Raw genomic sequence first — 21537 nt, forward strand, 5'->3', positions numbered from 1 at the left:
GGCACTCAGTCTGCAAACCGAAGGATATGCGTTTCGCCCAGCAGCAACGGGCCGTTAAGCTCCGTCACCTCGCGGATGTAATCCCACAGCAAGGTGATGCGTTTCAACTTCCTCAAGTCCTCGCGGCAGTACATCCAGAACTGCCGCGTGAGGTTGATTTCGTTCGGCAATACCGGCAGTAAACGCGGATCTTGTGCCGCCAAAAAGCACGGCAGGATGGCCAATGAGCGGCCTTGCTGTGCGGCGACGTATTGCGCGATCACGCTGGTGCTGCGCAGGTTGGCGCTGGCGCCGGGCAGTACATTGGCCAGGTACAGCAACTCGGAGCTGAACGCCAGATCGTCGACGTAACTGATAAACGGATGCTCGGCCAAGTCTGAGGCCCGCACAATCGGTGGATGCGCGTCGAGGTATTCCTGCGTCGCGAACAGTTGCAATCGGTAGTCACACAATTTGCAGCACACGTACGGCCCATGTTCCGGGCGCTCCAGCGCAATCACGATATCGGCCTCGCGCTTGGACAGGCTGATGAAGTGCGGCAGCGGCAGGATATCCACCGAGATCGCCGGGTAGGTGTCCACAAAATGGCTGAGCTGCGGCGTGATAAAGAAACTGCCAAAACCCTCGGTGCACCCCATCCGCACATGCCCCGACAACGCCACGCCCGAGCCTGAAACCTGCTCGCACGCCATGTGCAGCGTGCTCTCGATGGACTCGGCATACCCCAGCAAACGCTGACCTTCGTTGGTTAACGTGAAGCCATTGGTGCGCGACTTCTCAAACAACAAAGTGCCGAGTGCGGCTTCCAGCGAACTGATGCGTCGAGACACGGTGGTGTAGTCCACCGCCAGTCGCTTGGCGGCGGTGCTGGCTTTGCGGGTACGGGCCACTTCGAGAAAAAACTTCAAGTCATCCCAGTTCAATGCGCTTAACGATGTGATGTTTTTTTGCATGTTAGACCGGCTTTTATGTGCGTTCTTATTAGAAGAACGCACACCTATACTCCAAAAACAGTCCCGCGACCAACCCGGCGCCCGCTCCCATAAGAATAATTTCGGAGACCTTCATGACGGCTTCTACCCCGTATCAAAACGCCCGCCTGCTGATTGATGGTGAGTGGATCGAGTCGCAGACCACCGAGTGGCACGACATCGTCAACCCGGCCACTCAGCAAGTATTGGCCAAAGTGCCGTTCGCCACCGCCAGTGAAGTGAACGCAGCGATTGAAGCGGCCCAACGCGCCTTCCAGACCTGGAAGCTGACGCCGATTGGCGCACGCATGCGCATCATGCTCAAGCTGCAAGCACTGATTCGTGAACACTCCAAGCGCATTGCCGCAGTCCTTAGCGCCGAGCAAGGCAAAACCATTGCCGACGCCGAGGGCGATATTTTCCGTGGGCTGGAGGTGGTTGAGCACGCGTGCTCCATCGGCACCCTGCAAATGGGCGAATTCGCTGAAAACGTTGCGGGCGGGGTGGACACCTACACACTGCGCCAGCCAATTGGTGTGTGCGCAGGCATCACCCCCTTCAACTTCCCGGCCATGATCCCGCTGTGGATGTTCCCGATGGCGATAGCCTGCGGTAACACCTTCGTGCTCAAACCTTCGGAGCAGGACCCACTGTCGACCTTGATGCTGGTAGAGCTGGCGCTCGAAGCCGGGGTGCCGCCGGGTGTGCTCAACGTGGTTCATGGCGGCAAGGACGTGGTCGATGCGCTGTGCACCCACGCCGATATCAAGGCCGTGTCGTTTGTCGGCTCAACCGCCGTCGGCACCCACGTGTATGACTTGGCCGGTCGTCATGGCAAACGCGTGCAATCAATGATGGGCGCCAAGAACCATGCCGTGGTGCTGCCCGACGCCAACCGCCAACAAACCCTCAATGCACTGGTGGGTGCCGGTTTTGGCGCAGCCGGTCAGCGCTGCATGGCCACCTCCGTGGTGGTGTTGGTGGGCGCGGCCAGGCAATGGCTGCCAGACCTCAAGGCGCTGGCGCAAAAACTCAAGGTCAACGCCGGCAGCGAGGCGGGCACCGACATTGGCCCGGTGATCTCCAAGCGTGCGAAAGAGCGCGTGCTGGGGCTGATTGAGAGCGGTATCAAAGAAGGCGCAACGCTGGAACTCGATGGTCGCAACGTCAGCGTGCCGGGTTTCGAGCAAGGCAACTTTGTTGGCCCGACCCTGTTTTCGGGCGTAACCACTGACATGCAGATCTATACCCAGGAAATCTTTGGCCCTGTGTTGGTGGTGCTAGAGGTCGATACGCTTGAGCAAGCCATCGCGCTGGTCAACGCCAACCCCTTCGGTAACGGCACCGGTTTGTTTACCCAAAGCGGTGCGGCGGCACGTAAGTTTCAGAGCGAAATCGACGTTGGGCAGGTCGGTATAAACATTCCGATCCCGGTGCCGGTGCCGTTCTTCAGCTTCACCGGTTCGCGGGGTTCCAAGCTGGGAGATCTGGGGCCGTACGGCAAACAAGTCGTGCAGTTCTACACCCAGACCAAGACCGTCACCAGTCGTTGGTTCGACGATGACAGCGTGAATGATGGCGTTAACACCACCATCAATCTTCGTTGAGGAGCGCGTCATGAAAATTGCATTTATAGGCTTGGGCAACATGGGCGCACCGATGGCGCGCAACCTGCTGAAAGCCGGGCATTCGTTGAATGTGTTTGATTTGAACCACGCTGTTCTGGCCGAGCTTGCTGACCAAGGCGGTCATATCAGCGCCTCACCGCGTGCAGCGGCGCAAGGTGCTGAACTGGTGATCACGATGCTGCCGGCAGCCGCGCATGTGCGCAGTGTATGGCTGGGCGACGAGGGCGTTTTGGCGGGGATAGGCGAGGGTGTTCCGGCAGTGGATTGCAGCACCATCGACCCGCAAACCGCGCGCGATGTGGCAGCCGCAGCGGCCAAACAAGGTGTGCACATGGCCGATGCGCCGGTGTCTGGCGGCACCGGCGGCGCTCAGGCGGGTACGTTGACCTTTATGGTCGGCGCGCAGCAGGCGCTGTTCGACACCTTGCACCCGGTACTCGCTCAGATGGGGCGCAACATCGTCCATTGCGGGGATGTGGGCACCGGCCAAGTGGCTAAAATCTGTAACAACCTGCTGCTGGGCATCTCAATGGTGGGTGTCAGTGAAGCCATGGCGTTGGGCGCGGCGCTGGGCATCGACATGCAGGTGTTGGCCGGGGTGATCAATAGCTCGACGGGCCGCTGCTGGAGCTCTGAAGTCTATAACCCGTGGCCGGGCATCGTGGAGACGGCCCCTGCATCGCGGGGTTACACCGGCGGTTTTGGTGCCGAATTGATGCTAAAGGATTTGGGGTTGGCCACCGAGGCGGCACGTCAGGCGCACCAGCCCGTGGTGCTGGGCGCCGTGGCTCAGCAGTTGTATCAGGCCATGAGTTTGCGCGGCGAAGGCGGCAAAGATTTCTCGGCCATCATCGACAGCTACCGCAAGCCTGAATAAAGACTTTCCGGGAACCCGCGTCGGGCGGGCTTCCCGGTTTTTTGCGTCGAATAAAAAACCCCGGAACTCAACGAGCGCCGGGGTTTTTGTGTGCCTGAGTCACGTTTAACGCAGAGTGGCCAATGGCTTACCGGTGCGCAGACGCAGCAGGTAGAAGACATAAATGATCAGCAGCCATACCGGGATCGCATACACCGAGGCGCGAACGTCGGGGATCATCCAGATTACGGCGACGATCACGGCCATGAAGATCAGGCATACGATGTTGCTCAATGGCGACCAAAAGGCTTTGAACGAAGGCACCACGCCTTGCGCGGCCATCGCTTTACGAAACTTGATATGGGTGAGGCTGATAAGTGCCCAGTTGATCATCAGTGACGCAACCGCCAGCGAAAACAGCAACTCCAGCGCCTTGTGCGGTGCCACATAGTTCACCACCACGCACAGCATCGTCACCAGCGCCGACACGCCCAGTGCCCGCAACGGTACACCGTTTTTGGTCAGCTTCATCAGCGCTTTGGGCGCATCGCCCTGTTTGGCCAGGCCGAAGAGCATGCGGCTGTTGCAGTACACGCCGCTGTTGTAGACCGACAGCGCTGCGGTCAGCACCACAAAGTTGAGGATTTGCGCTGCGGTGTTACTGCCGATCAACGCGAAAATCTGCACAAACGGGCTGCCGCTGTAAGCATCGCCGGATGCACCCAGGGTCACCAGCAGTTGATCCCACGGGTACAGCGCCAGCAGCACGGTCAGCGCGCCAACGTAGAAAATCAGCACCCGGTAAACCACCTGGTTGATGGCCTTGGGGATGACTTTCTTCGGTTCGCTGGCTTCGGCGGCGGTGATGCCCACCAGCTCCAGCCCGCCGAACGAAAACATGATGAACGCCATTGCCATCAACAGGCCGGTGCCACCGTTGGGAAAGAAGCCGCCGTGGCTCCACAGATTGCTGATGGACGCTTGCGGGCCGCCGGTGCCGCTGAACAATAGATAGCACCCGAGGATGATCATGCCGACAATCGCCACCACCTTGATGATGGCAAACCAGAATTCCATTTCGCCGAAGACTTTCACGTTCAAGGTATTGATCAGGTTGACCAACACAAAGAACACCACCGCGCTGACCCAGGTCGGCACTTCAGGCCACCAGAACTGGATGTATTTGCCCACAGCGGTCAGTTCGGCCATGCCCACCAGTACGTACAACGCCCAGTAGTTCCAGCCCGACAAAAAGCCTGCGTAACCGCCCCAATACTTGTGCGCAAAGTGACTGAACGAGCCTGCGACCGGTTCTTCGACGATCATTTCGCCCAGCTGGCGCATGATCAAAAACGCGATAAACCCGGCAATCGCATAGCCAAGGATCATCGACGGTCCGGCCGATTTGAGTACGCCCGCCGAGCCGAGGAACAGCCCTGTGCCAATGGCGCCGCCCAAAGCAATCAGCTGGATATGGCGATTTTTCAAGCCGCGCTTGAGTGTGATGGGGGGAGCGTTGTGGTCAGCCATCAGGTGCCCTGTTCGTTGTTGTTTTCGGCGCGCAAAGAAAATCAGGCCGGGTGTCAGCCAGCCATCTGCACAATGAAGTGCGCGATAGTACCCCCGGTAAAAATGCAGGCATACCGTTGTGCGGGTTTTCGGGCCAATTCTTACTGGATTACAGACCCGATAACGCCTTCAGGAGTGCCTGCGCATAGGCGGGTAAGTGCGCAAACGAGCGGGCACACAGCAGCAGCTTGCGATCGGCCCACGGCTCGTTCAGCTCAACCACTTTAAAGGTGCGCGGTGCTTGCCAGCGCTCGATAGTGGCGCGCGGCACAATCCCCAGTCCGGCACCGCGGGCGACCATGCGCAATACACCGTCAAAACCTTCGGCCCGAATACGCGTCTGCATGCGATAACCGCAGTGCAGTGCTTGTTCTTCCAGGTACACCGCCAGTGCGCTGTGGGCCGCCAAGCCGACATACGCGTGGCTCAGCGTGGCAGTGAAACTCAGCCCGTGTTGCTGCGCCAAGGGATGGTCGAGCGGGATCACCAGCATCAGTGGGTCATCGCGGAACGCCAGGGTTTGCAGGTCTTGGGTGTCGACGGCGTCAGAAATGATCCCGATGTCGCCAGCGTCCTGACGCAGCGCGTGGGTGATGCGCAAGCTGGTCAACTCGTGCTGATCGACACTGATGTGAGGGTGTTGGTGTACAAAGTCGGCCAGCAGTTCGGGCAAGTATTCAGTGAGTGCGGCGGTATTGCACAGCAAACGCACGCGGCCTTTGAAGCCTTGGGCGTACTCGCTCAAATCATGGTTCATGCGCTCGACCTGTTGCAGCAGCAACCGGGCATGTTGCGCCAGTGCCTGACCGGCGGGCGTGGGGCTGATTCCGCGTCGGCTGCGCTGCAATAATTCAACGCCTAGCGAGGCCTCGATTGCCCTGATTCGCGCGCTGGCGGCGGGCAGCGATAAATGACTGAGGCGGGCGCCCGCAGTGATGTTGCCTGCCTGCACGATGTTCACAAACAGGCGTAGATCAATCAGGTCGATGTGCATCACGGGTGTCCTGTTTCTTGTCGGCGCAGCCTTCGGTCAGTGTCTGCCTATCGCTGGACAATAGGCTGCCTCAAGCAATTGCGCATTTTCAGCGGGTATCGGGTGGCTCAGCATACGCCCATGAAAACATTAATCGAGTTTTACCAAACGCTGGGCTGGGCCTTGTCATTGCTGGTGATGGTCACCTTTTTACTGGCGGGCACGGTCAAAGGCATGATCGGTCTGGGCTTGCCTACGGTCGCGATGGGGATGCTGGGTTTGGCTATTGCACCGCCACAGGCTGCGGCGTTACTGATCATCCCGTCGCTTGTGACCAATACTTGGCAATTGGCCGCAGGCGGGGAGTTGCGGGGGCTGATCAAGCGCTTGTGGCCGATGCAGGTGGGCATTTTCGCGGGCACTGGCTTCGGCATGCTGTGGCTCGGCGTCGATGGCGGCAGCGGGGTGGTCCGGGCCTTGGGCGCAGCGTTACTGCTGTATGCGCTCAGCGGATTGCTGTTGCCTGCCCTGCGCGTGCCGCTCGCCCATGAAGCTTGGCTTGGGCCGCTCTGCGGGATCGTCACGGGCCTTATCACCTCGGCCACCGGCGTGTTTGTGATCCCGGCGGTGCCGTATTTACAAGCATTGGGGCTGAGTAAGAATCAGCTGGTGCAAGCCTTGGGGGTGTCCTTTAGCGTCTCCACGTTGGCTCTGGCTGCCGGGCTTTATGGGCGCGGCGGCCTGGGAGGCGGTGAGCTGACTGCGTCGTTGCTGGCGCTGTTGCCTGCCATGGCGGGCATGTGGCTGGGGCAATGCCTGCGTCAACGCGTGAGTGCCACGCTGTTCAAGCGGGTGTTCTTTATCGGCATGGCGCTGTTGGGCACCCACCTGTTGATCAGCGGTTAGCGCTAGACGGGCTGAGCATGTCGATCATGCGCACTTCAAAGTCGCGGGCGAGGTAGTCCATGCGGGTCTCGAAAAACTGCTTCATGTGGGGCAGGTTTTCGTGCGCGGCGAGGTGTTCGCGTGATTGCCAGATCTCGTAAAAGATGAACAGGCTCGGGTCTTGCTGATCGCGCAGCATGTGGTATTCGATGCAGCCCGGTTCAAGGCGACTTGGCGCAACATATGAGCGAAACAGCGCTTCAAAGTCGTCGGATTTCTCGGGTTTGGTGTAGGCGTGCAGAATAAATCCGTGCAATGAACTCATCAGGTTGGCTCCTCTCATCAGTGGTTTTAAAAGGCTACGGCAACAATCGAGCTTGTATTCGTGCTTTTAGAGAAAATGTCATTTGCTCGGGCACGGGTGTTTCCTAAAGGAGAGGCTCGATAGTGTGGCGGTCACTTTTAAACGTTTAACACCCAACGCCGCTCAACAGCGCAGAGGGTTAATTCCTGACGAGGCTGATGATGAAAAAAATACTCCTGCTTAACGGCGCTAAAAAATTTGCGCATTCGGACGGTCGTTACAACCTGACCCTGCATGACACGGCGCTGGCGTTTTTTGATCGCCACGGCTTTGAAGTCAAAGTGACCCATATCGACGAAGGCTACGACGTGGCCGAAGAAGTGCAGAAGTTTGTGTGGGCTGACGTGATCATTTATCAGATGCCGGGCTGGTGGATGGGCGCGCCCTGGATCGTTAAAAAATACATCGACGAAGTGTTCACCGAAGGCCACGGCAGCCTCTACGCCAGCGACGGCCGTACCCGTTCCGACGCCTCCCAGCGTTACGGCAGCGGCGGTTTGGTACACGGCAAAAAATACATGTTGTCCCTGACTTGGAACGCGCCACAGCAAGCATTTGACGATCCAGCTGATTTCTTTGAAGGCAAAGGTGTCGATGCGGTGTACTTCCCGTTTCACAAAGCCAACGAATTTTTGGGCATGAGCGCCTTGCCGACCTTCCTCTGTGTTGACGTGATGAAGCGCCCGCAGCCTGAGGTGGATGCCGCACGCTACGAGCAGCATTTGACTGAAGTGTTTGCTTCCTGATCGCTGCCCGGGCACGAGGCTGCGATCGGGTGTTGCCACGCGTAGGGGTGGCACCTGGAAATAAAGCCCGCAGCCTCGTGTGGCTCGCCAGCGACTACAATCATTGGCTATCCAATGAGGGGCCGATGTGAAAGCCAGATCTGATGAGCTGCAAACCTTTGTGTCGGTGATTGAGTGCGGCTCCATTTCGGCCGCTGCCGAGCAGGCCGGGCAAACGCCGTCAGCCGTCAGCCGTACGCTGTCGCGGCTCGAAGCCAAGCTTGAGACCACGCTGATCAACCGCACCACGCGGCGCATGGACCTGACCGAGGAGGGCAAGTTCTTCTTCGAACAGGCCAAGCTGATTCTTGAGCAGATGGATGAACTGGAAGAGCGGCTGATTTCGCACCAGCGCACGCCTTCGGGGCGTTTGCGCATCAATGCGGCTTCGCCCTTCATGCTGCACGCCATCGTGCCGTACATCCGCGAATTCCGGGCGCTGTACCCGGACATTCAGTTGGAGCTAAACAGCAACGATCTGATCATTGATCTGCTGGAACAAAGCACCGACATCGCCATTCGCATCGGCACGCTGGCCGACTCCACCCTACATGCCCGTTCCTTGGGTTGCAGCCCGCTGAACATCCTCGCAAGCCCTGAGTACATCGCAGCTCATGGTGCACCCCGCAGCGTTGCAGACCTGGCGCATCACACCTTGATCGGCTTCACCCAGAACGAGGGCCTGAACCAATGGCCACTGCGTTATGCCCAGGGCGACCGCTGGCCGATCCAGCCACACATCAGCGCTTCCAGTGGCGAAACAGTGCGCCATCTGGCGCTGCAAGGGCAGGGCATTGCGTGCCTGTCGCATTTCATGACGCATGAAGACATCAACGCCGGACGCTTAGAGGTGGTGTTGAGTGAATTCAACAGTGGCTACCGTCAGCCGATTCACGCTGTGTACTACCGCAACTCGCAATTGGCGCTACGCATTCAATGCTTTCTGGACTTTATCCAGACCAAACTCGCGAGCTATGCAGCCCCTTACTTCAAAAGCTAAAGCCAGCACCTGATTCGTGACCTGTGCGCAAGATTGAATTGGCCTGCGGCGCCTTTTTCGCCCGTCCTGGCTCTTTGATACTGGCGCCATCACTTATTCAATCGGGAGTTTCTCCATGAAGGTTTTTGTCACAGGCGCAGCGGGTTTCATTGGTGGCTCTATTGCCACTGCGTTGGTTAAAGCAGGGCATCAAGTCACGGGGCTGGTACGCAGCACCGATCAAGAACAAGCCATGCTGGCGCTGGGTATCACCCCGGTGCTGGGCGCGCTTGATGACAGCGCGTTGCTCGCCCGGCAGGCCCAGCAGGCCGATGCGGTGATCAACGCCGCCAGCAGTGACCATCGGGGCGCGGTTCAAGCCTTGCTCGATGCGTTACGCGGCAGTGGCAAAGTGTTTTTGCACACCAGCGGCTCCAGCATCGTGGGCGATGCGTCGGGCGGCAAAGCCAGCGACGTGATTTATTACGAAGGTCAGTTGCCTGAACCCACCGTGGACAAGGCTGCACGGGTCGCGATCGACAACCTGGTGCTGGCGGCGGCCCACGACAACGTGCGCTCGGCGGTGATCTGCAACACCTTGATTTACGGCCACAGCCTGGGCGTGAAGCGCGACAGCGTGCAATTGCCGCGCTTGCTTAAACAGGCGCGTAAAAGCGGGATCGTGCGCCACGTCGGCACCGGGCAAAATATTTGGTCCAACGTGCACATCGAAGACGTGGTGGCCTTGTACTTGTTGGCGCTTACGAAAAATCCGGCCGGTACGTTCTACTTTGTCGAGAGCGGCGAAGCGGCGTTTGCCGACATGAGCGACGCCATCGCCCAAACGTTGGGTCTGGGTCAGGCCCACGACTGGCCATTGGCCGACGCTGAAGCCGAATGGGGCTATGAAATGGCCAACTACGGGTTGGGTTCCAACAGCCGGGTGCGCGGTAAAAATGCCCGTGAGCTGCTGGGTTGGGTGCCTGAACGCACCAGCGTCGTGCAATGGATCAAACACGACATGCTTTGACACCTATTGCGTGTCACCGCTGGCGCAGGCCGCGCAGCCTGCGCCAGCATCAGTGGTTTTGTGGGCGCTCGCGCATTTTTTATTGTGTGGTTTGAAAACGGTTCTGAAATCAGACAATGTTCAGCATCGTCCTACAAAAATAAAAGGAAGTACCCATGCGTGTTGTTTGGTTCAAAACCCTGACTTTGACAGCGGCCATCGCTGCCAGCTCTTCGGCGTTTGCCGTCACTCTGGAAGGCGGTGCCGTTGCTGCGCCGGATCAATATGGCGCTGAAGTCGCCGCGCAAATTCTTAAAAAAGGCGGTAATGCCGTCGATGCCGCTGTCGCCACGGCGTTCACCCTGGCCGTGACGTATCCCGAAGCCGGCAACATCGGTGGCGGGGGGTTTATGACCTTGTTCATCGACGGCAAACCTTACTTTCTCGACTACCGCGAAACGGCTCCGCTAGCGGCTAGCCGCGACATGTACCTGAATGACAAAGGCGAAATCATTGAAAACCTGAGCCTGGTAGGTTCACGCGCCGCGGGAGTGCCGGGCACGGTGATGGGCCTGTGGGAAGCGCACCAGCGCTTCGGCAAACTGCCGTGGTCTGAGCTGCTGACCCCGGCCGTGGGTTACGCGAAAAACGGCTTCAAGGTCGCCGACAAGCAATACCAGTACCGCGAAGATGCCTTGAAACTGTTCAACGGCACGACCAACTTTGCTGACTATTTCGGCACCATGAAACCGGGCGAAACCTTCAAACAGCCAGAGCTGGCCCAAACCCTTGAGCGCATTGCCGACCAGGGTGCCAAAGAGTTTTATCACGGCAAAACCGCTGACCTGCTGATCGCGCAAATGCAGCAAGACAAAGGTCTGATCACTAAGCAGGACCTGAACGATTACAAGGTCAACTGGCGTGAGCCGATGCGTGTCGACTTCCGTGGCAACACGCTGTACACCGCGCCGCTGCCGAGTTCTGGCGGGATCGCGCTGGCGCAACTGATCGGCATCAAAGAAGACCGTGCCGCCGACTTCAAAGGCGTGGAGCTGAACTCCGCGCCTTATATTCACCTGCTGGCTGAAATTGAAAAACGCGTGTTTGCCGACCGCGCCGACTACTTGGGCGACCCGGCTTTCGGCAAGATGCCGGTAGCAGAGTTAACCGACCCGGCGTACATCGCCAAGCGTGCGAAAGAGGTCAATCCCACCGCCATTTCGGCGACAGAAAAGGTCAAGCCGGGCCTGGAGCCGCATCAGACCACGCACTTTTCCATCGTCGATAAAGACGGCAACGCCGTGAGCAACACCTACACCCTGAACTGGGATTACGGCAGTGGCGTAGTGGTAAAAGGCGCAGGCTTCTTGCTCAACGATGAAATGGACGACTTCAGCTCCAAACCGGGCGTGGCCAACTCGTTCGGCGTAGTGGGCGGCAATGCCAATGCCATCGAGCCGGGCAAGCGCATGCTGTCATCCATGAGTCCAAGCCTGGTCACACGTGACGGCGCAGTGACGCTGGTGCTCGGCACGCCGGGTGGTTCGCGCATCTTCACCTCGATCTTTCAGGTGTTGAACAACATTTATGACTACAACCTGCCGCTGGAAAAAGCCGTGGCTGCCCAGCGTGTGCATCACCAGTTGCTGCCTAAAGACACGATCTACTATGACGCTTACGCGCCGATCACCGGCAAAGTGGCCGACGAGCTCAAAGCCATGGGCTACACCCTGGAAGATCAGGGCTGGAACATGGGTGACATTCAAGCGATCCGCGTGAATGGCACTCAACTCGAAACCGCCTCTGACCCACGCGGGCGCGGCGTAGGTAAAGTGGTGAAATAAACCCCAAACCTGTAGGCGCTGCCGCAGCCTTCGGCAGCGCCTACTGTCCTTGCCAGTTTGTTACTATCTGTTTCTGCTGTTCCCTTCTGTTAGCCCCGATTTTAGGTACTCCATGAAACTCTCCCGTGTGCGCGCCGATGTTCTGGCCGGACTTACGACGTCCTTTGCCTTGTTGCCCGAGTGCATTGCTTTTGCGCTGGTGGCCCACCTCAACCCGTTGATGGGCCTGTATGGCGCTTTCATCATTTGTACCCTGACCGCGCTCTTTGGCGGGCGGCCGGGCATGGTCTCCGGTGCGGCCGGGTCGATGGCGGTGGTCATCGTCGCGCTGGTGGTGCAGCACGGCGTGCAGTATTTCCTGGCCACTGTGGTGCTGGGCGGTTTGATCATGATGGCGTTCGGCTTGCTCAAACTCGGCAAACTGGTGCGCATGGTGCCGCACCCGGTGATGCTGGGGTTTGTGAACGGTTTGGCGATCATCATTGCAATGGCGCAATTGGAGCATTTCAAAAATGGCGAGCAGTGGCTCACCGGTACGCCGTTGTATGTGATGGCGGGGCTGGTGGCGCTGACAATGGCGATTGTGTATTTGCTGCCGCGCCTGACCAAAATGGCGCCCGCCGCCCTGGTGGCGATTTTGAGCGTGGGCCTTGCGGTGCATTTTCTGGGATTGCCGACACGTACGCTGGGTGACATGGCGCACATCGCTGGCGGCCTGCCGACCTTCAGCCTGCCGGACATTCCATGGACACTTGAAACCTTGGGCATCATCGCGCCTTACGCGTTCTTGATGGCGATGGTCGGTCTGCTGGAAACCTTGCTCACTCTCAACCTGACGGATGAAATCACCGAAAGCCGTGGCTACCCGGACCGCGAATGCGTGGCGTTGGGTGCCGCCAACATGGTCTCGGGTGCGTTCGGTGGCATGGGCGGCTGCGCGATGATCGGACAGACCGTGGTCAACCTCAGCTCCGGTGGGCGTGGTCGACTGTCTGGCGTGGTCGCAGGGGTCATGATCGTGTTGTTCGTGTTGTTTCTGTCGCCGTATATCGAGCGTATCCCGCTGGCCGCGCTGGTGGGCGTGATGTTTGTGGTGGCTCAACAAACCTTCGCCTGGGCCTCGTTGCGGGTACTGAACAAAGTGCCGCTCAACGACGTGCTGGTGATCGTCGCCGTGACGGTGATTACGGTATTTACCGACCTGGCCTTTGCGGTGATGTGCGGCATCATCATTGCCGCCCTGAACTTTGCCTGGCAACAAGCGCGACAGCTTTACGCCGACACGTCACTTCAAAGCGATGGCAGCAAGCTGTACCGCGTGCATGGCACGCTGTTTTTTGCCTCCACCACCCCTTTTTTGAATCAGTTCGACCCGGCTAACGACCCGGCCCAGGTGACGCTCGATTGCCAGCACCTGAGCTTTGTCGACTACTCGGCGATTGCCGCGCTGGTCACCCTGCGCGAGCGCTACGCCAAGGCGGGCAAGCACTTGCGCGTGCTGCATTTGTCCGAGCGCTGCAAAAAACTGCTCAAGCGCGCCCGCGTGCAAGCGGTCTGATCAATTCTCGTGAACCACGCGGCGAATGGTGCCACCACAGTTCTGGTAGCAGGTTTGATAGTCTTCGCCGCAGGTGTCACCAAAGCCGCCGTAGTGGTAGCTGGGTGATGGGTAGCTACACAGTTTGCGCTGTTTTTTATCGCCATTCTGGCGACAGTAGTTATAGGCCGTCATCTGCGCATCGTAGACGGCACGCTGGCTCTGTGACTGCATTTGCGCCAGCGTCTTGCACTGGCTTTTTTGGCTGGAGCAGGCGTTGATACAGTATTTGCCCGCCACATCCGGTGGCGGCGAGTACACGTAAGAGACGCTAGGGCCACAGCCCTGCAAGGTAAGCAACACACACAACGCACTGATCCAGCCAACCACTTTCAAACGCATTCTCAACCTACTCAAGCCTGAGCATGCGCTGTGACAGCGACCTGTCTGGATCAACTATTTCAGCGCATTTTCAGGAAAATAAACGGGTCAGGACTGTAGCGGTTCGGCCACCGTGAGTGCCTTCACTCACGGCCGCCATTTTTTAGATTCCACTCAAACCTTTCAGTACGTAGCCGTTGGCGCAGGTCAGATCTTGAAGTGGCTCACCATCATTTGCAGCTGGTTGCCCAAGCGTGCCAATTCAACACTGGACTTGGCCGTCTCATCGCTTGCAGCCGCTGTTTGCTCGGACACGTCGCGCACGTTGATGATGCTGCGGCTGATCTCTTCGGCCACGGCGCTTTGCTGTTCGGCAGCGGCGGCAATTTGCTGGTTCATCGACTGAATATTCGACACGGTGCGGGTGATGCCTTGCAGCGAGGTGCCCGCCTGACGGGTCAAGGTCACGCTGCTGTCGGTCAGGCCACGGCTGGTGTTCATCACGCTGGCCACCTGTTGCGTGCCACTTTGCAGGGCTGCGACCAGGGTTTGAATCTCTTCGGTGGATTTTTGCGTGCGTTGGGCCAGGCCGCGTACTTCGTCGGCCACCACCGCAAACCCGCGTCCGGCTTCACCGGCACGGGCTGCCTCGATGGCCGCATTGAGCGCCAGCAAGTTGGTTTGTTCGGCCACGGCTTTGATCACGTCCATGACGCTGCCGATCTTGTCGCTTTCTTGTTGCAGCACTGCCATCGCTTCGGTTGAGCGACCGACTTCAACCGCCAGGCGCTCGATTTGATCAATGGCCTGATTCACCACCCGATCACCCTCACGGGCTTCGCCATCGGCCGCCGCTGCGGCTTGCGAGGCGTCTTCAGCGTTGCGCGCCACTTCCTGCACGGTAGCGGTCATTTCGTGCATCGCGGTGGCCACTTGATCGGTCTCGATCTTTTGGCTGTTGACCCCGGCGCTGGTCTGTTCGGTGACCGCCGACAGTTCTTCGGCGGCGCTGGCAATTTGCGTCACGCCATCGCGGATACCGCCAATCAACTCGCGCAGGGTGGTGCCCATGCGTGCGATGCCTTGTTGCAACACACCCAAATCATCGCGGCGGGTAATGCGCAGGTTCTGGCTCAGGTCACCGGCGGCAATGCGCTCGACCACGTCCAGGGTTTCACGCAGCGGGCGGGTGATCTGGCGGGTAATGACCACCGCTGCACAGATACCAAATAGCAACACAAGCAGGGTGCTGATCAATTGAAGGGTGTTGGCACTGGCGCTTTCGTTGTCGCGACGTTCGAGCTGGATTTTGTACAGCTCATCACTGCGGCTGAGGATGCCCGAGCCGTAGTCGGTCATTTCCTTACGCATGTCGGTGATGGTTTTGTCTGTGTCGGCGTAGACCTGCAACGCCTGTTTGTATTGCGCCAGGGCGCCATCCAGCGTGCGCAAGGTGTCAGGTGCGCTGGCGCTGAAGTGGGTATTGAGTGCGCTCAGGCTGGCGATGGCCTCGCTCAGTTGTTGGCGAGCGGCTTGTTCATTGGCAACCGTTTGGGCGGCCATGTAGGCACGCACCTGGTAGCGCGCCAGCAAGAACTGCTCACGGACGGCGGTCAACGTACTCAGTTGTTCAAAGCGCCCTTCATCGCCGGGCGCGCTTTGCATCACGCGGGTTTTGAGCACGTCCATCGCATCGCGGGCGACTTTAGAGCTGTGGTCCATGTTGTCGCGTGAGACAGCGGACTCGACATACGCCTTGCGCATGGTCACCAGCGCGGATTGGTATTTGTTGATGATGTCGTGCTGTTCGTTGAGCAGCTTGAGGTTTTCCGGGCTTTTGAACGAGGCGATCAGCAGCTTTTGCTGCGCCACAAACGCGTCCAGTGTGTTCTGTACGTTTTGCGCGGCGGTCTCGTCGCCATCGGTCAGCATGTATTGCAAACGTGCAACGCGCAGGTTGGTCAGCGAGCCGTTGAGGCGCGTGATGTCACTCATCCAGTTACTGCGGTCGATCAGTTTGTCCAAGCTGAGCCAGTCGCTGATTGCCATTAATAAAGTCAGGGCCAGCACCAGGCCAAAGCCCAGTGCCAGTTTCATGTTCACGCTGATGTTGCTCAGCCAGCTATTCATCTGTTCCTCCAGGAACCGTTCGCTACTTGATCGAGATTTCGCTGGAGAGTCTTTTTATTCTGGCCCAGCAGAAGGTGTATTGGGCTGTATCGGCGGGCAGTTACAGAGCTGAAACGGTTTTTTAAACGGCTCGATAAACGGTAAACAACCTTATAAACGTTGTGCTTTTTTGGGTCGGCGCGAATGGCCGATCACGTTTTTTTTCACATTCGTTTCACCGATCACTTACGTCGCAGTTTTTAGACTTCTGTTCAGTCGGGTGATGGCTGCCGCGTGCAAGGATCTGCCTCGCACACACGGCTTTTCGACCTCATTCGTTCACCGACTCGTACAGGGGCATGTGTATCGTGACGTTAAGTTTCGGCCTTACCGGCGTTAAAGGCTCAGCGCTGCGCAGCGTGCTGGCGCGTTACAGGAGTGCTCTGGTGGTGTTGGCCGCCAGCGTGTTGGCAATTGCGCTGACCGTGCAGCTGCTGGCACCCGCCTCGGCGCCGAACCTGGCGCAGCCGCGTCATCTCGACCGTTTGCAGACACTGACTGAAAGTTGGGCGCGGGGCGATGTGATTGCTTTGGTGCGCCATGTTGAGCGTTGCGACCGCTCACGCGCGGCGTGCCTGGGACCGGTGGATGGCGTGACTCTGCGCGCAACCAGCACCGCCCGCCGGCTCGGTGCCGACTTTCAGCACCTGGGGCTACAGAGTGTCGACGTTTACAGCAGCCTGCTGACCCGCGCCCGGCAAACAGCCGACTTTATGTTTGAGCGGCCCGTGCAGCCGCAGGACTGGCTGTTCAATTGTCGTGGCTCCATGCTGCGCGATGCGCTCAAGCACAAGGTGGCGGGGCGCAATCTGATACTGGTGACCCACAGCGAGTGCATGGATCAGTTGGAAAAGTCGATGCACGTGGCCACCGACACGACTTTCAGTTACGGCGCCTCGTTATTTATCAATGCGCCGGGGACAAACACGCCACCGCAGATGTTGGGTTTTATCGAAACCCAGGACTGGAAAAAGATCTTGCCGACGCAAGTGGCGAGCGTTCACGAAGAGGCAGACATGCCCCACCTCTGATGCCCTCACGGTTCACTCAAAACGCACAGGGTTTGGGGGGTGGCGGGTGTTTTCAGGCGTGAGTCATCATTGCGCACCGGACTGATCAGTTGGGTGTATTCCTCGATCATGCGGTGAATCGCCTCTGGCGGCTCGCACGCGCGAAACTCCATGCTGATTTGCATCTCATCGGTTTTACGCGTGTGCACGTCGCTCTTCTCACTGCCGAATGTCACAAAGAACTGCGCGCAATCGAGTTCGCCGTTCTCCAGCGCATGGCTGGCCTTCTGTTGTTCGGTGGCGTGCATGCGCACCGACAGGTCGACTTTCATGACCTCCAGTGCCAACCCGCGTGGTGCCACCAGCGTGACCAGCGGCACGCGCATGGTGTGCTGCTCATCGAGTGCGACGGCCACCATTTTGGCTTTCATGGGGGTTTGCAAATCATCAATGTCGTAGTCGAAAAACTGGTCGAACAGTTTTATGTATTGCTGCGCCACCAGGTTTTGCGTGGCGGCCGCGGCTTGCTGCAAGCCGCGGGTGATGCTGCTCAGGTCGCAGGCCGTCATTGGCGTCTTACGCCGGTCGGGCAACGCCAGCGGGTCTTTTTGGCGATTGAAAAGCGCCATGTTTCACACTCCTTGGTGTGGGGTGAGTAACCCCGTCGTCACGGACGGGGTCAGGTCGAGGAGGCTCAGGCCGGATCGTGGGTGGCGCTGCCTGGCGCTGGCAATACGCCTGCGGTGGGCAGCGCATCAAGGTGTTGCGCGGTCGCGTTCGGCATCACGATGGGCTTGGTGGCGGCATCGGTGAGGAAGTCGATCACACGCATCAGGGCTTCAGGCGGGTCTTGGCGTACCACTTTGGTGCTGATGGCATAGCGTGCGCGGGTATCGGTTTTGCGGGTTTGCGACGATTTATGGCTGGCCGAGCCTTTGATCGACACATTGAACGGGCCCCAGCCCATCGACGCGGCAAAACTGCCTTCGCCACTGGTTTCACGGGTGCTTTCGGCTTGCTGACTGATGGTCAGCTCGAAGTCGATGTTGCCCTCTTCAATGGTGATGTTCGGGTGGCTGATGGCCGCGAGCAGCGGAATGCGCATCTGCTTGGTGACGGTCCCCTTGTAGACGCCTTGGTCGTCTACCAGCGTTTCGTCGTAGTCAAACTGCACCGAAACCGCTTTGCCATCCTGAATGCACACACCCATGAGGAAGTCGGCATAGGATTTACTGGCCTGCACTTGTGCCTGAATCATGGCCTGCAAAGGTCCGGCGATCATGCGGTCCAGCGGCAGGGCGTTGATCACTGAGCCGATGAGGCCCGAATCGATTTGTGACATGGTCAATCTCCGTATTGAGCTGCGCGAGGGTGCGCAATGTCACTCTAGGGGGCCGGCCGAGGGCCGTTCAGCGGGAACCGATTACCTCGCAATCGAGGTTTCGAGGCGGCGAATATTGCCGATCTGGCGCAGGCTCAAACCGTACTTGTCCGCCAGTACGCTGCGTGACAAGCCCTCACAGGTTTCCTGCTGAATGTGTTGATTGCGGATCTGGCGGCAGAAGTGATCGGCCTTGGGGATTTCCAGCGCCAGCCCGGCGAAACGCTTGATCAGCGCGCCCAGCGCATCGGGGGGCAAAATTTGCGACAGCGAGGTGCGCTCCGGGTGTTTGGGGATGTACTTGGGCCTGCCACCAAACGCGCAGGTCAGGGTGTACGCATGCTCAAGGCCCACGCAGTCGATCAGCGCTTGCAGCGAATGAGGCAGTTGGCGAATGTTGACCAGGTTGAGGTCGTTGACGTCCATTGTTCGGTCCTTGGAATCTTAAGTGTCCATTTGGATACTAAGGACGCGTGCCACCTCGGTATAAGTAGGAAATGCACCCCTTACAGATAGGAATTATTACCAAGTGATCTAGGGCGAAGCCTGAGCGCTGCACTGCGTTTTCCCCTAGCGATCAAGGCAAACGTCATCTCTGGCGAGGGTGTGAACGTCAGCGTTAACGCCCGGCCATTGCGGTCGGGCGGTGACAGGACGGTTTAATTGCGTGTCAGCAAGCGATCCCAGTTTTGCTCATCGGGAAAGGCTTTATCGCTCAGCTCGCGGGCCACAACATTGTCGATGTCAGTGGCGCTCAACGTCTTTTCGTCCAGCCACGGCCACGTCGCATCGGCATCACGAAAGTTGAGTTGATCATTGAGTTGTTGGCAGGCGAGGGCGAGCAGGTGCAGCAGGTTCAGGTGGCTGGCGATGTACGGTTTTTGCGTTTGAGGGGTGCGGCTGAGCAGCGTCGATACATCACTCGCTTCAGCGCTGATCAAGCTATCGCTCAGCAGGCTCCACACCAAGGTGCCGTTACTGGACATATCTTTATTGGCGTAGGCCGGGTCAGAGCTGACTTCAAGGGTGATTTTGAGTTTTTGTTTTTCGAGCTGGTCAATCAAATAGTAGGCCAGGTCCGATTGACGCAAATAGGCAGTGGCCGTGTTCACAGCCAAATGGGCGTCATAGTCGTTCAGGGTTTTACTGGTCACGGTAATGGTCATGGCAGGTTCCTTGACGTGTTGAAAACATTGTCAGAGGAGCGTAGCCAAAACCCTGTGATCGGCCATCCCAAGTCGGGTTCTATTGCCGTGGATCAGGGTTGTGGCAGATGCCGTAGCCGCTGGTGCAGGCGGCGTCCGGCAACAACGTCGTCATAAAGTCCAATCAGGCGATGTTTGAGATCAAACGCCTGCTCAGAGTTCACGCCCGTTTTGCGTCCGGCCACAGCCTGACGGCGGTTATGCGCAGCGGTTGCTTAGAACCAAGGCTTGCGGCCAACCACGTAAGTCTGTTCGAAGTCTTCGTCGGTCTTGGTCAGGTAGATGATGAATTCGATGAAGGCGATCAGGCCGATGATCATCGATGGCACGCCCAGCAGAATGAAGCCGAACAGGAACACCAGCAGCATGATGATGCCTTGAGCGTTGTAGCCCAGGTAGAACTTGTGCGCGCCAAAGGCACCCAGGAAAAACGCCAGCAACGCCGCCGGAATTTTTTTCGAGTTGCCGGAGGTGGCCGGGCCGTCCTGGAAGATCGCTTCAGCGTTGCTGCCATTGGTGGAGAAATCTACCCGGCTGCCAGCCTTTGGCAGTACTGCGCTTTTCCAATGATCAACGCTGAACGAATAACGATTGCCGTCATCCGCCGAGATGGTGCCGGTACGACTCGTAGAGTTGAACTCAAGAACCTTGCCTTTCATGTACTGCTCCTTGTTTTCCCCTCGCTGAGTGAGGGGTAGATAGATGAGTTGCTGCGAAGTCTTTGGGGTGTAACCGGCGGACTTAAACGTGAAGCACGTTCAATCGAATCGGCGACCGCAAACGAGCCGGTCAAAGCCAATTAATGCCGAATATTTCAAAATGGGCGGCAATTGGAGCACGCGCGATAGTGGCATTTCAATAGTACTGTTTAGATGCGTTTAAATTGACAGGGCCTGGCGTAGAATCGCGCGCTTAGCGTGTCTCTCCTCTACCTGTACCAAGGGATGTCCATGATCTGGTTTCTTGAAGGGCAATCCAGCCAACGTGATGTGATTGCCGGCGCCCGAGCGGCGTTGCCTGACGGCGTTCAAATTTTTGCCTCGCACCGCCAACGTCGTCCTGAAATCACCGGGTTGGCGGACGTGGCCTGGCGCGAGCCGCAGGACAACGAAGAGCGGATTGCCTGGGTCATCCAGCAGGCCTGCGCCAACGGCATCAAGGTGGTTTTGGCGGGCCGTGTGGGGCATGTCTACGAAGCGCATCGTGCAGACTTCGAAGCCGCAGGGTTGGTGCTGGTCACCGGCGCGTTGAGCCTCGACACCTTTGAACGGGTGGACGACAAGTCGATATTTACCCGTGAAGCGCTGGCCGCAGGCATGGCCTGTATTCCTGCGATCACGGTGCAGACTCAAGCCGAGCTGGAAAGTGCCTACGCGCAGTTATCGCGTGATGGCCGCGTCTGCGTGAAACCTACGCACGGCATTTATGGACAGGGTTTTTGGCGTTTGGCCGAGGATGTAGACCCGTTTCGCTGCTTCGCTAACGCCGATTCCCACGAAGTGGACCTGAGTGTTTTCGCCCAGGCCTATGGCCGTTCACAACAGCCCAAGCCTTTGCTGGTGATGCCTTACATGCCGGGCAGTGAGTGCTCGGTGGACATGGTGTGCGAAGCAGGTAAAGCGGTGGCGTTCGTCGGTCGGCGCAAGCAGGGGTTGATGCAGTCGTTCGAGCGCGACGGCGCTGCCGTCGAGTTGGCGATCAAGGCCGCAGAGCATTTCAGATGCGACGGTATTGTTAACGTACAAACCCGCGATGATGCCCATGGCGCGCCACATTTGCTGGAGATCAATTTGCGTTATTCAGGCGGTGTGGGTTACACCCGTGAAACCGGTGTGAACTTGCCCGGTATCTTCGCCACCCGTCGCCTGAAACTGCCAGAGCCGGTGAGTGTTTGGCACCCGGATATTCAGGTTAAAGCCATCACGGTCGCCGTTTCGGTTCGTGAAGAAGAGCTGTTAAGGTGAGCGCCATTCATTAAGCGTACTGGCCAG

21 protein-coding genes and 1 pseudogene are annotated in these 21537 nt (G+C 58.3%); 10 read left to right on the plus strand and 12 right to left on the minus strand.

Going from position 1 to position 21537, the window contains the following annotated elements; all coding sequences use genetic code 11:
- Window positions 1-5: 5 nt before the first annotated feature.
- The gene (locus TU86_RS19315; RefSeq protein ID WP_048365935.1) at window positions 6-953 is read right to left on the minus strand and encodes a LysR family transcriptional regulator; all 948 of its coding nucleotides are present in this window, start codon (window positions 951-953) and stop codon (window positions 6-8) included.
- A 113-nt stretch (window positions 954-1066) separates the two neighbouring features.
- Between TU86_RS19315 and TU86_RS19320 the strand changes: the two genes are divergently transcribed.
- Together TU86_RS19320 and mmsB are read left to right on the plus strand one after the other, a co-directional pair.
- Window positions 1067-2578, plus strand: coding sequence for a CoA-acylating methylmalonate-semialdehyde dehydrogenase (locus TU86_RS19320; RefSeq protein WP_048365936.1), 1512 nt, complete (start codon window positions 1067-1069; stop codon window positions 2576-2578).
- 10 nt (window positions 2579-2588) lie between these two features.
- Window positions 2589-3476, plus strand: coding sequence for a 3-hydroxyisobutyrate dehydrogenase (gene mmsB / locus TU86_RS19325; protein WP_048365937.1), 888 nt, complete (start codon window positions 2589-2591; stop codon window positions 3474-3476).
- 105 nt (window positions 3477-3581) lie between these two features.
- Here the strand turns inward: mmsB and TU86_RS19330 are convergent, their stop codons facing one another.
- Both TU86_RS19330 and TU86_RS19335 read right to left on the minus strand, forming a co-directional pair.
- Window positions 3582-4985, minus strand: a complete 1404-nt coding sequence (locus TU86_RS19330) for an amino acid permease (protein WP_048365938.1) — start codon at window positions 4983-4985, stop codon at window positions 3582-3584.
- A gap of 148 nt (window positions 4986-5133) precedes the next feature.
- On the minus strand, window positions 5134-6018 hold the full coding sequence (locus TU86_RS19335) for a LysR substrate-binding domain-containing protein (protein ID WP_048365939.1): 885 nt from the start codon (window positions 6016-6018) through the stop codon (window positions 5134-5136).
- Between the two features lie 120 nt (window positions 6019-6138).
- Between TU86_RS19335 and TU86_RS19340 the strand changes: the two genes are divergently transcribed.
- On the plus strand, window positions 6139-6903 hold the full coding sequence (locus TU86_RS19340) for a sulfite exporter TauE/SafE family protein (RefSeq protein ID WP_048365940.1): 765 nt from the start codon (window positions 6139-6141) through the stop codon (window positions 6901-6903).
- Here the strand turns inward: TU86_RS19340 and TU86_RS19345 are convergent.
- Window positions 6893-7207, minus strand: a complete 315-nt coding sequence (locus TU86_RS19345; protein WP_048365941.1) for a putative quinol monooxygenase — start codon at window positions 7205-7207, stop codon at window positions 6893-6895. The genes TU86_RS19340 and TU86_RS19345 overlap by 11 nt on opposite strands.
- A 200-nt stretch (window positions 7208-7407) precedes the next feature.
- Here TU86_RS19345 and mdaB point away from each other — a divergent pair, with 200 nt between their 5' ends.
- The 5 genes from mdaB to TU86_RS19370 all read left to right on the plus strand — a co-directional run bounded on the left by mdaB (window position 7408) and on the right by TU86_RS19370 (window position 13421).
- Complete coding sequence (mdaB, locus tag TU86_RS19350) at window positions 7408-7992, plus strand: NADPH:quinone oxidoreductase MdaB (RefSeq protein WP_048365942.1); 585 nt, start codon at window positions 7408-7410, stop codon at window positions 7990-7992.
- A 127-nt stretch (window positions 7993-8119) separates the two neighbouring features.
- Window positions 8120-9031, plus strand: a complete 912-nt coding sequence (locus tag TU86_RS19355) for a LysR family transcriptional regulator (protein WP_048365943.1) — start codon at window positions 8120-8122, stop codon at window positions 9029-9031.
- A gap of 115 nt (window positions 9032-9146) precedes the next feature.
- Window positions 9147-10040 carry an NAD-dependent epimerase/dehydratase family protein gene (locus TU86_RS19360; RefSeq protein WP_048365944.1) on the plus strand — a complete coding sequence of 298 codons (894 nt, stop codon included), beginning with the start codon at window positions 9147-9149 and terminating at the stop codon, window positions 10038-10040.
- A gap of 155 nt (window positions 10041-10195) precedes the next feature.
- Window positions 10196-11863, plus strand: coding sequence for a gamma-glutamyltransferase (ggt, locus tag TU86_RS19365; protein ID WP_048365945.1), 1668 nt, complete (start codon window positions 10196-10198; stop codon window positions 11861-11863).
- A 112-nt stretch (window positions 11864-11975) separates the two neighbouring features.
- Entirely contained in the window at window positions 11976-13421 is a 1446-nt protein-coding gene (locus TU86_RS19370; protein WP_048365946.1) for a SulP family inorganic anion transporter, read from the plus strand.
- Here the strand turns inward: TU86_RS19370 and TU86_RS19375 are convergent, their stop codons facing one another.
- The 3 genes and pseudogenes from TU86_RS19375 to TU86_RS23770 form a co-directional block, all read right to left on the minus strand.
- Window positions 13422-13802: a hypothetical protein gene (locus TU86_RS19375; RefSeq protein WP_048365947.1), complete on the minus strand. Its 381-nt coding sequence runs from the start codon at window positions 13800-13802 to the stop codon at window positions 13422-13424. It lies immediately after the preceding gene.
- 186 nt (window positions 13803-13988) lie between these two features.
- Window positions 13989-14852, minus strand: a complete 864-nt coding sequence (locus TU86_RS23765) for a methyl-accepting chemotaxis protein (RefSeq protein ID WP_420850457.1) — start codon at window positions 14850-14852, stop codon at window positions 13989-13991.
- Window positions 14844-15911 (minus strand): annotated as a pseudogene (locus tag TU86_RS23770) (methyl-accepting chemotaxis protein); the annotation flags it as partial. The pseudogene TU86_RS23770 and the gene TU86_RS23765, both read right to left, overlap by 9 nt.
- A 347-nt stretch (window positions 15912-16258) precedes the next feature.
- Here TU86_RS23770 and pmrG point away from each other — a divergent pair.
- Window positions 16259-16981: a lipopolysaccharide core heptose(II)-phosphate phosphatase PmrG gene (gene pmrG / locus TU86_RS19385; RefSeq protein ID WP_420876388.1), complete on the plus strand. Its 723-nt coding sequence runs from the start codon at window positions 16259-16261 to the stop codon at window positions 16979-16981.
- A gap of 5 nt (window positions 16982-16986) precedes the next feature.
- On the opposite strand, the gene TU86_RS19390 is transcribed toward pmrG, so the two are convergent.
- The 5 genes from TU86_RS19390 to TU86_RS19410 form a co-directional block, all read right to left on the minus strand.
- Window positions 16987-17589 (minus strand): DUF2589 domain-containing protein, encoded by a 603-nt coding sequence (locus TU86_RS19390; protein WP_239658840.1) that lies wholly within the window; start codon window positions 17587-17589, stop codon window positions 16987-16989.
- 65 nt (window positions 17590-17654) lie between these two features.
- Window positions 17655-18302: a DUF2589 domain-containing protein gene (locus TU86_RS19395; protein ID WP_048365950.1), complete on the minus strand. Its 648-nt coding sequence runs from the start codon at window positions 18300-18302 to the stop codon at window positions 17655-17657.
- 81 nt (window positions 18303-18383) lie between these two features.
- Window positions 18384-18767 (minus strand): transcriptional regulator, encoded by a 384-nt coding sequence (locus TU86_RS19400; protein ID WP_048365951.1) that lies wholly within the window; start codon window positions 18765-18767, stop codon window positions 18384-18386.
- Between the two features lie 233 nt (window positions 18768-19000).
- On the minus strand, window positions 19001-19507 hold the full coding sequence (locus tag TU86_RS19405; RefSeq protein WP_048365952.1) for a hypothetical protein: 507 nt from the start codon (window positions 19505-19507) through the stop codon (window positions 19001-19003).
- A gap of 254 nt (window positions 19508-19761) precedes the next feature.
- Window positions 19762-20205 (minus strand): TM2 domain-containing protein, encoded by a 444-nt coding sequence (locus TU86_RS19410; RefSeq protein ID WP_048365953.1) that lies wholly within the window; start codon window positions 20203-20205, stop codon window positions 19762-19764.
- Between the two features lie 291 nt (window positions 20206-20496).
- On the opposite strand from TU86_RS19410, the gene TU86_RS19415 reads away from it, so the two are divergent.
- Entirely contained in the window at window positions 20497-21510 is a 1014-nt protein-coding gene (locus tag TU86_RS19415) for an ATP-grasp domain-containing protein (RefSeq protein ID WP_048365954.1), read from the plus strand.
- Window positions 21511-21537: the final 27 nt, after the last annotated feature.

This window comes from Pseudomonas weihenstephanensis (genome assembly GCF_001043055.1).
Lineage (GTDB): Bacteria > Pseudomonadota > Gammaproteobacteria > Pseudomonadales > Pseudomonadaceae > Aquipseudomonas > Aquipseudomonas weihenstephanensis.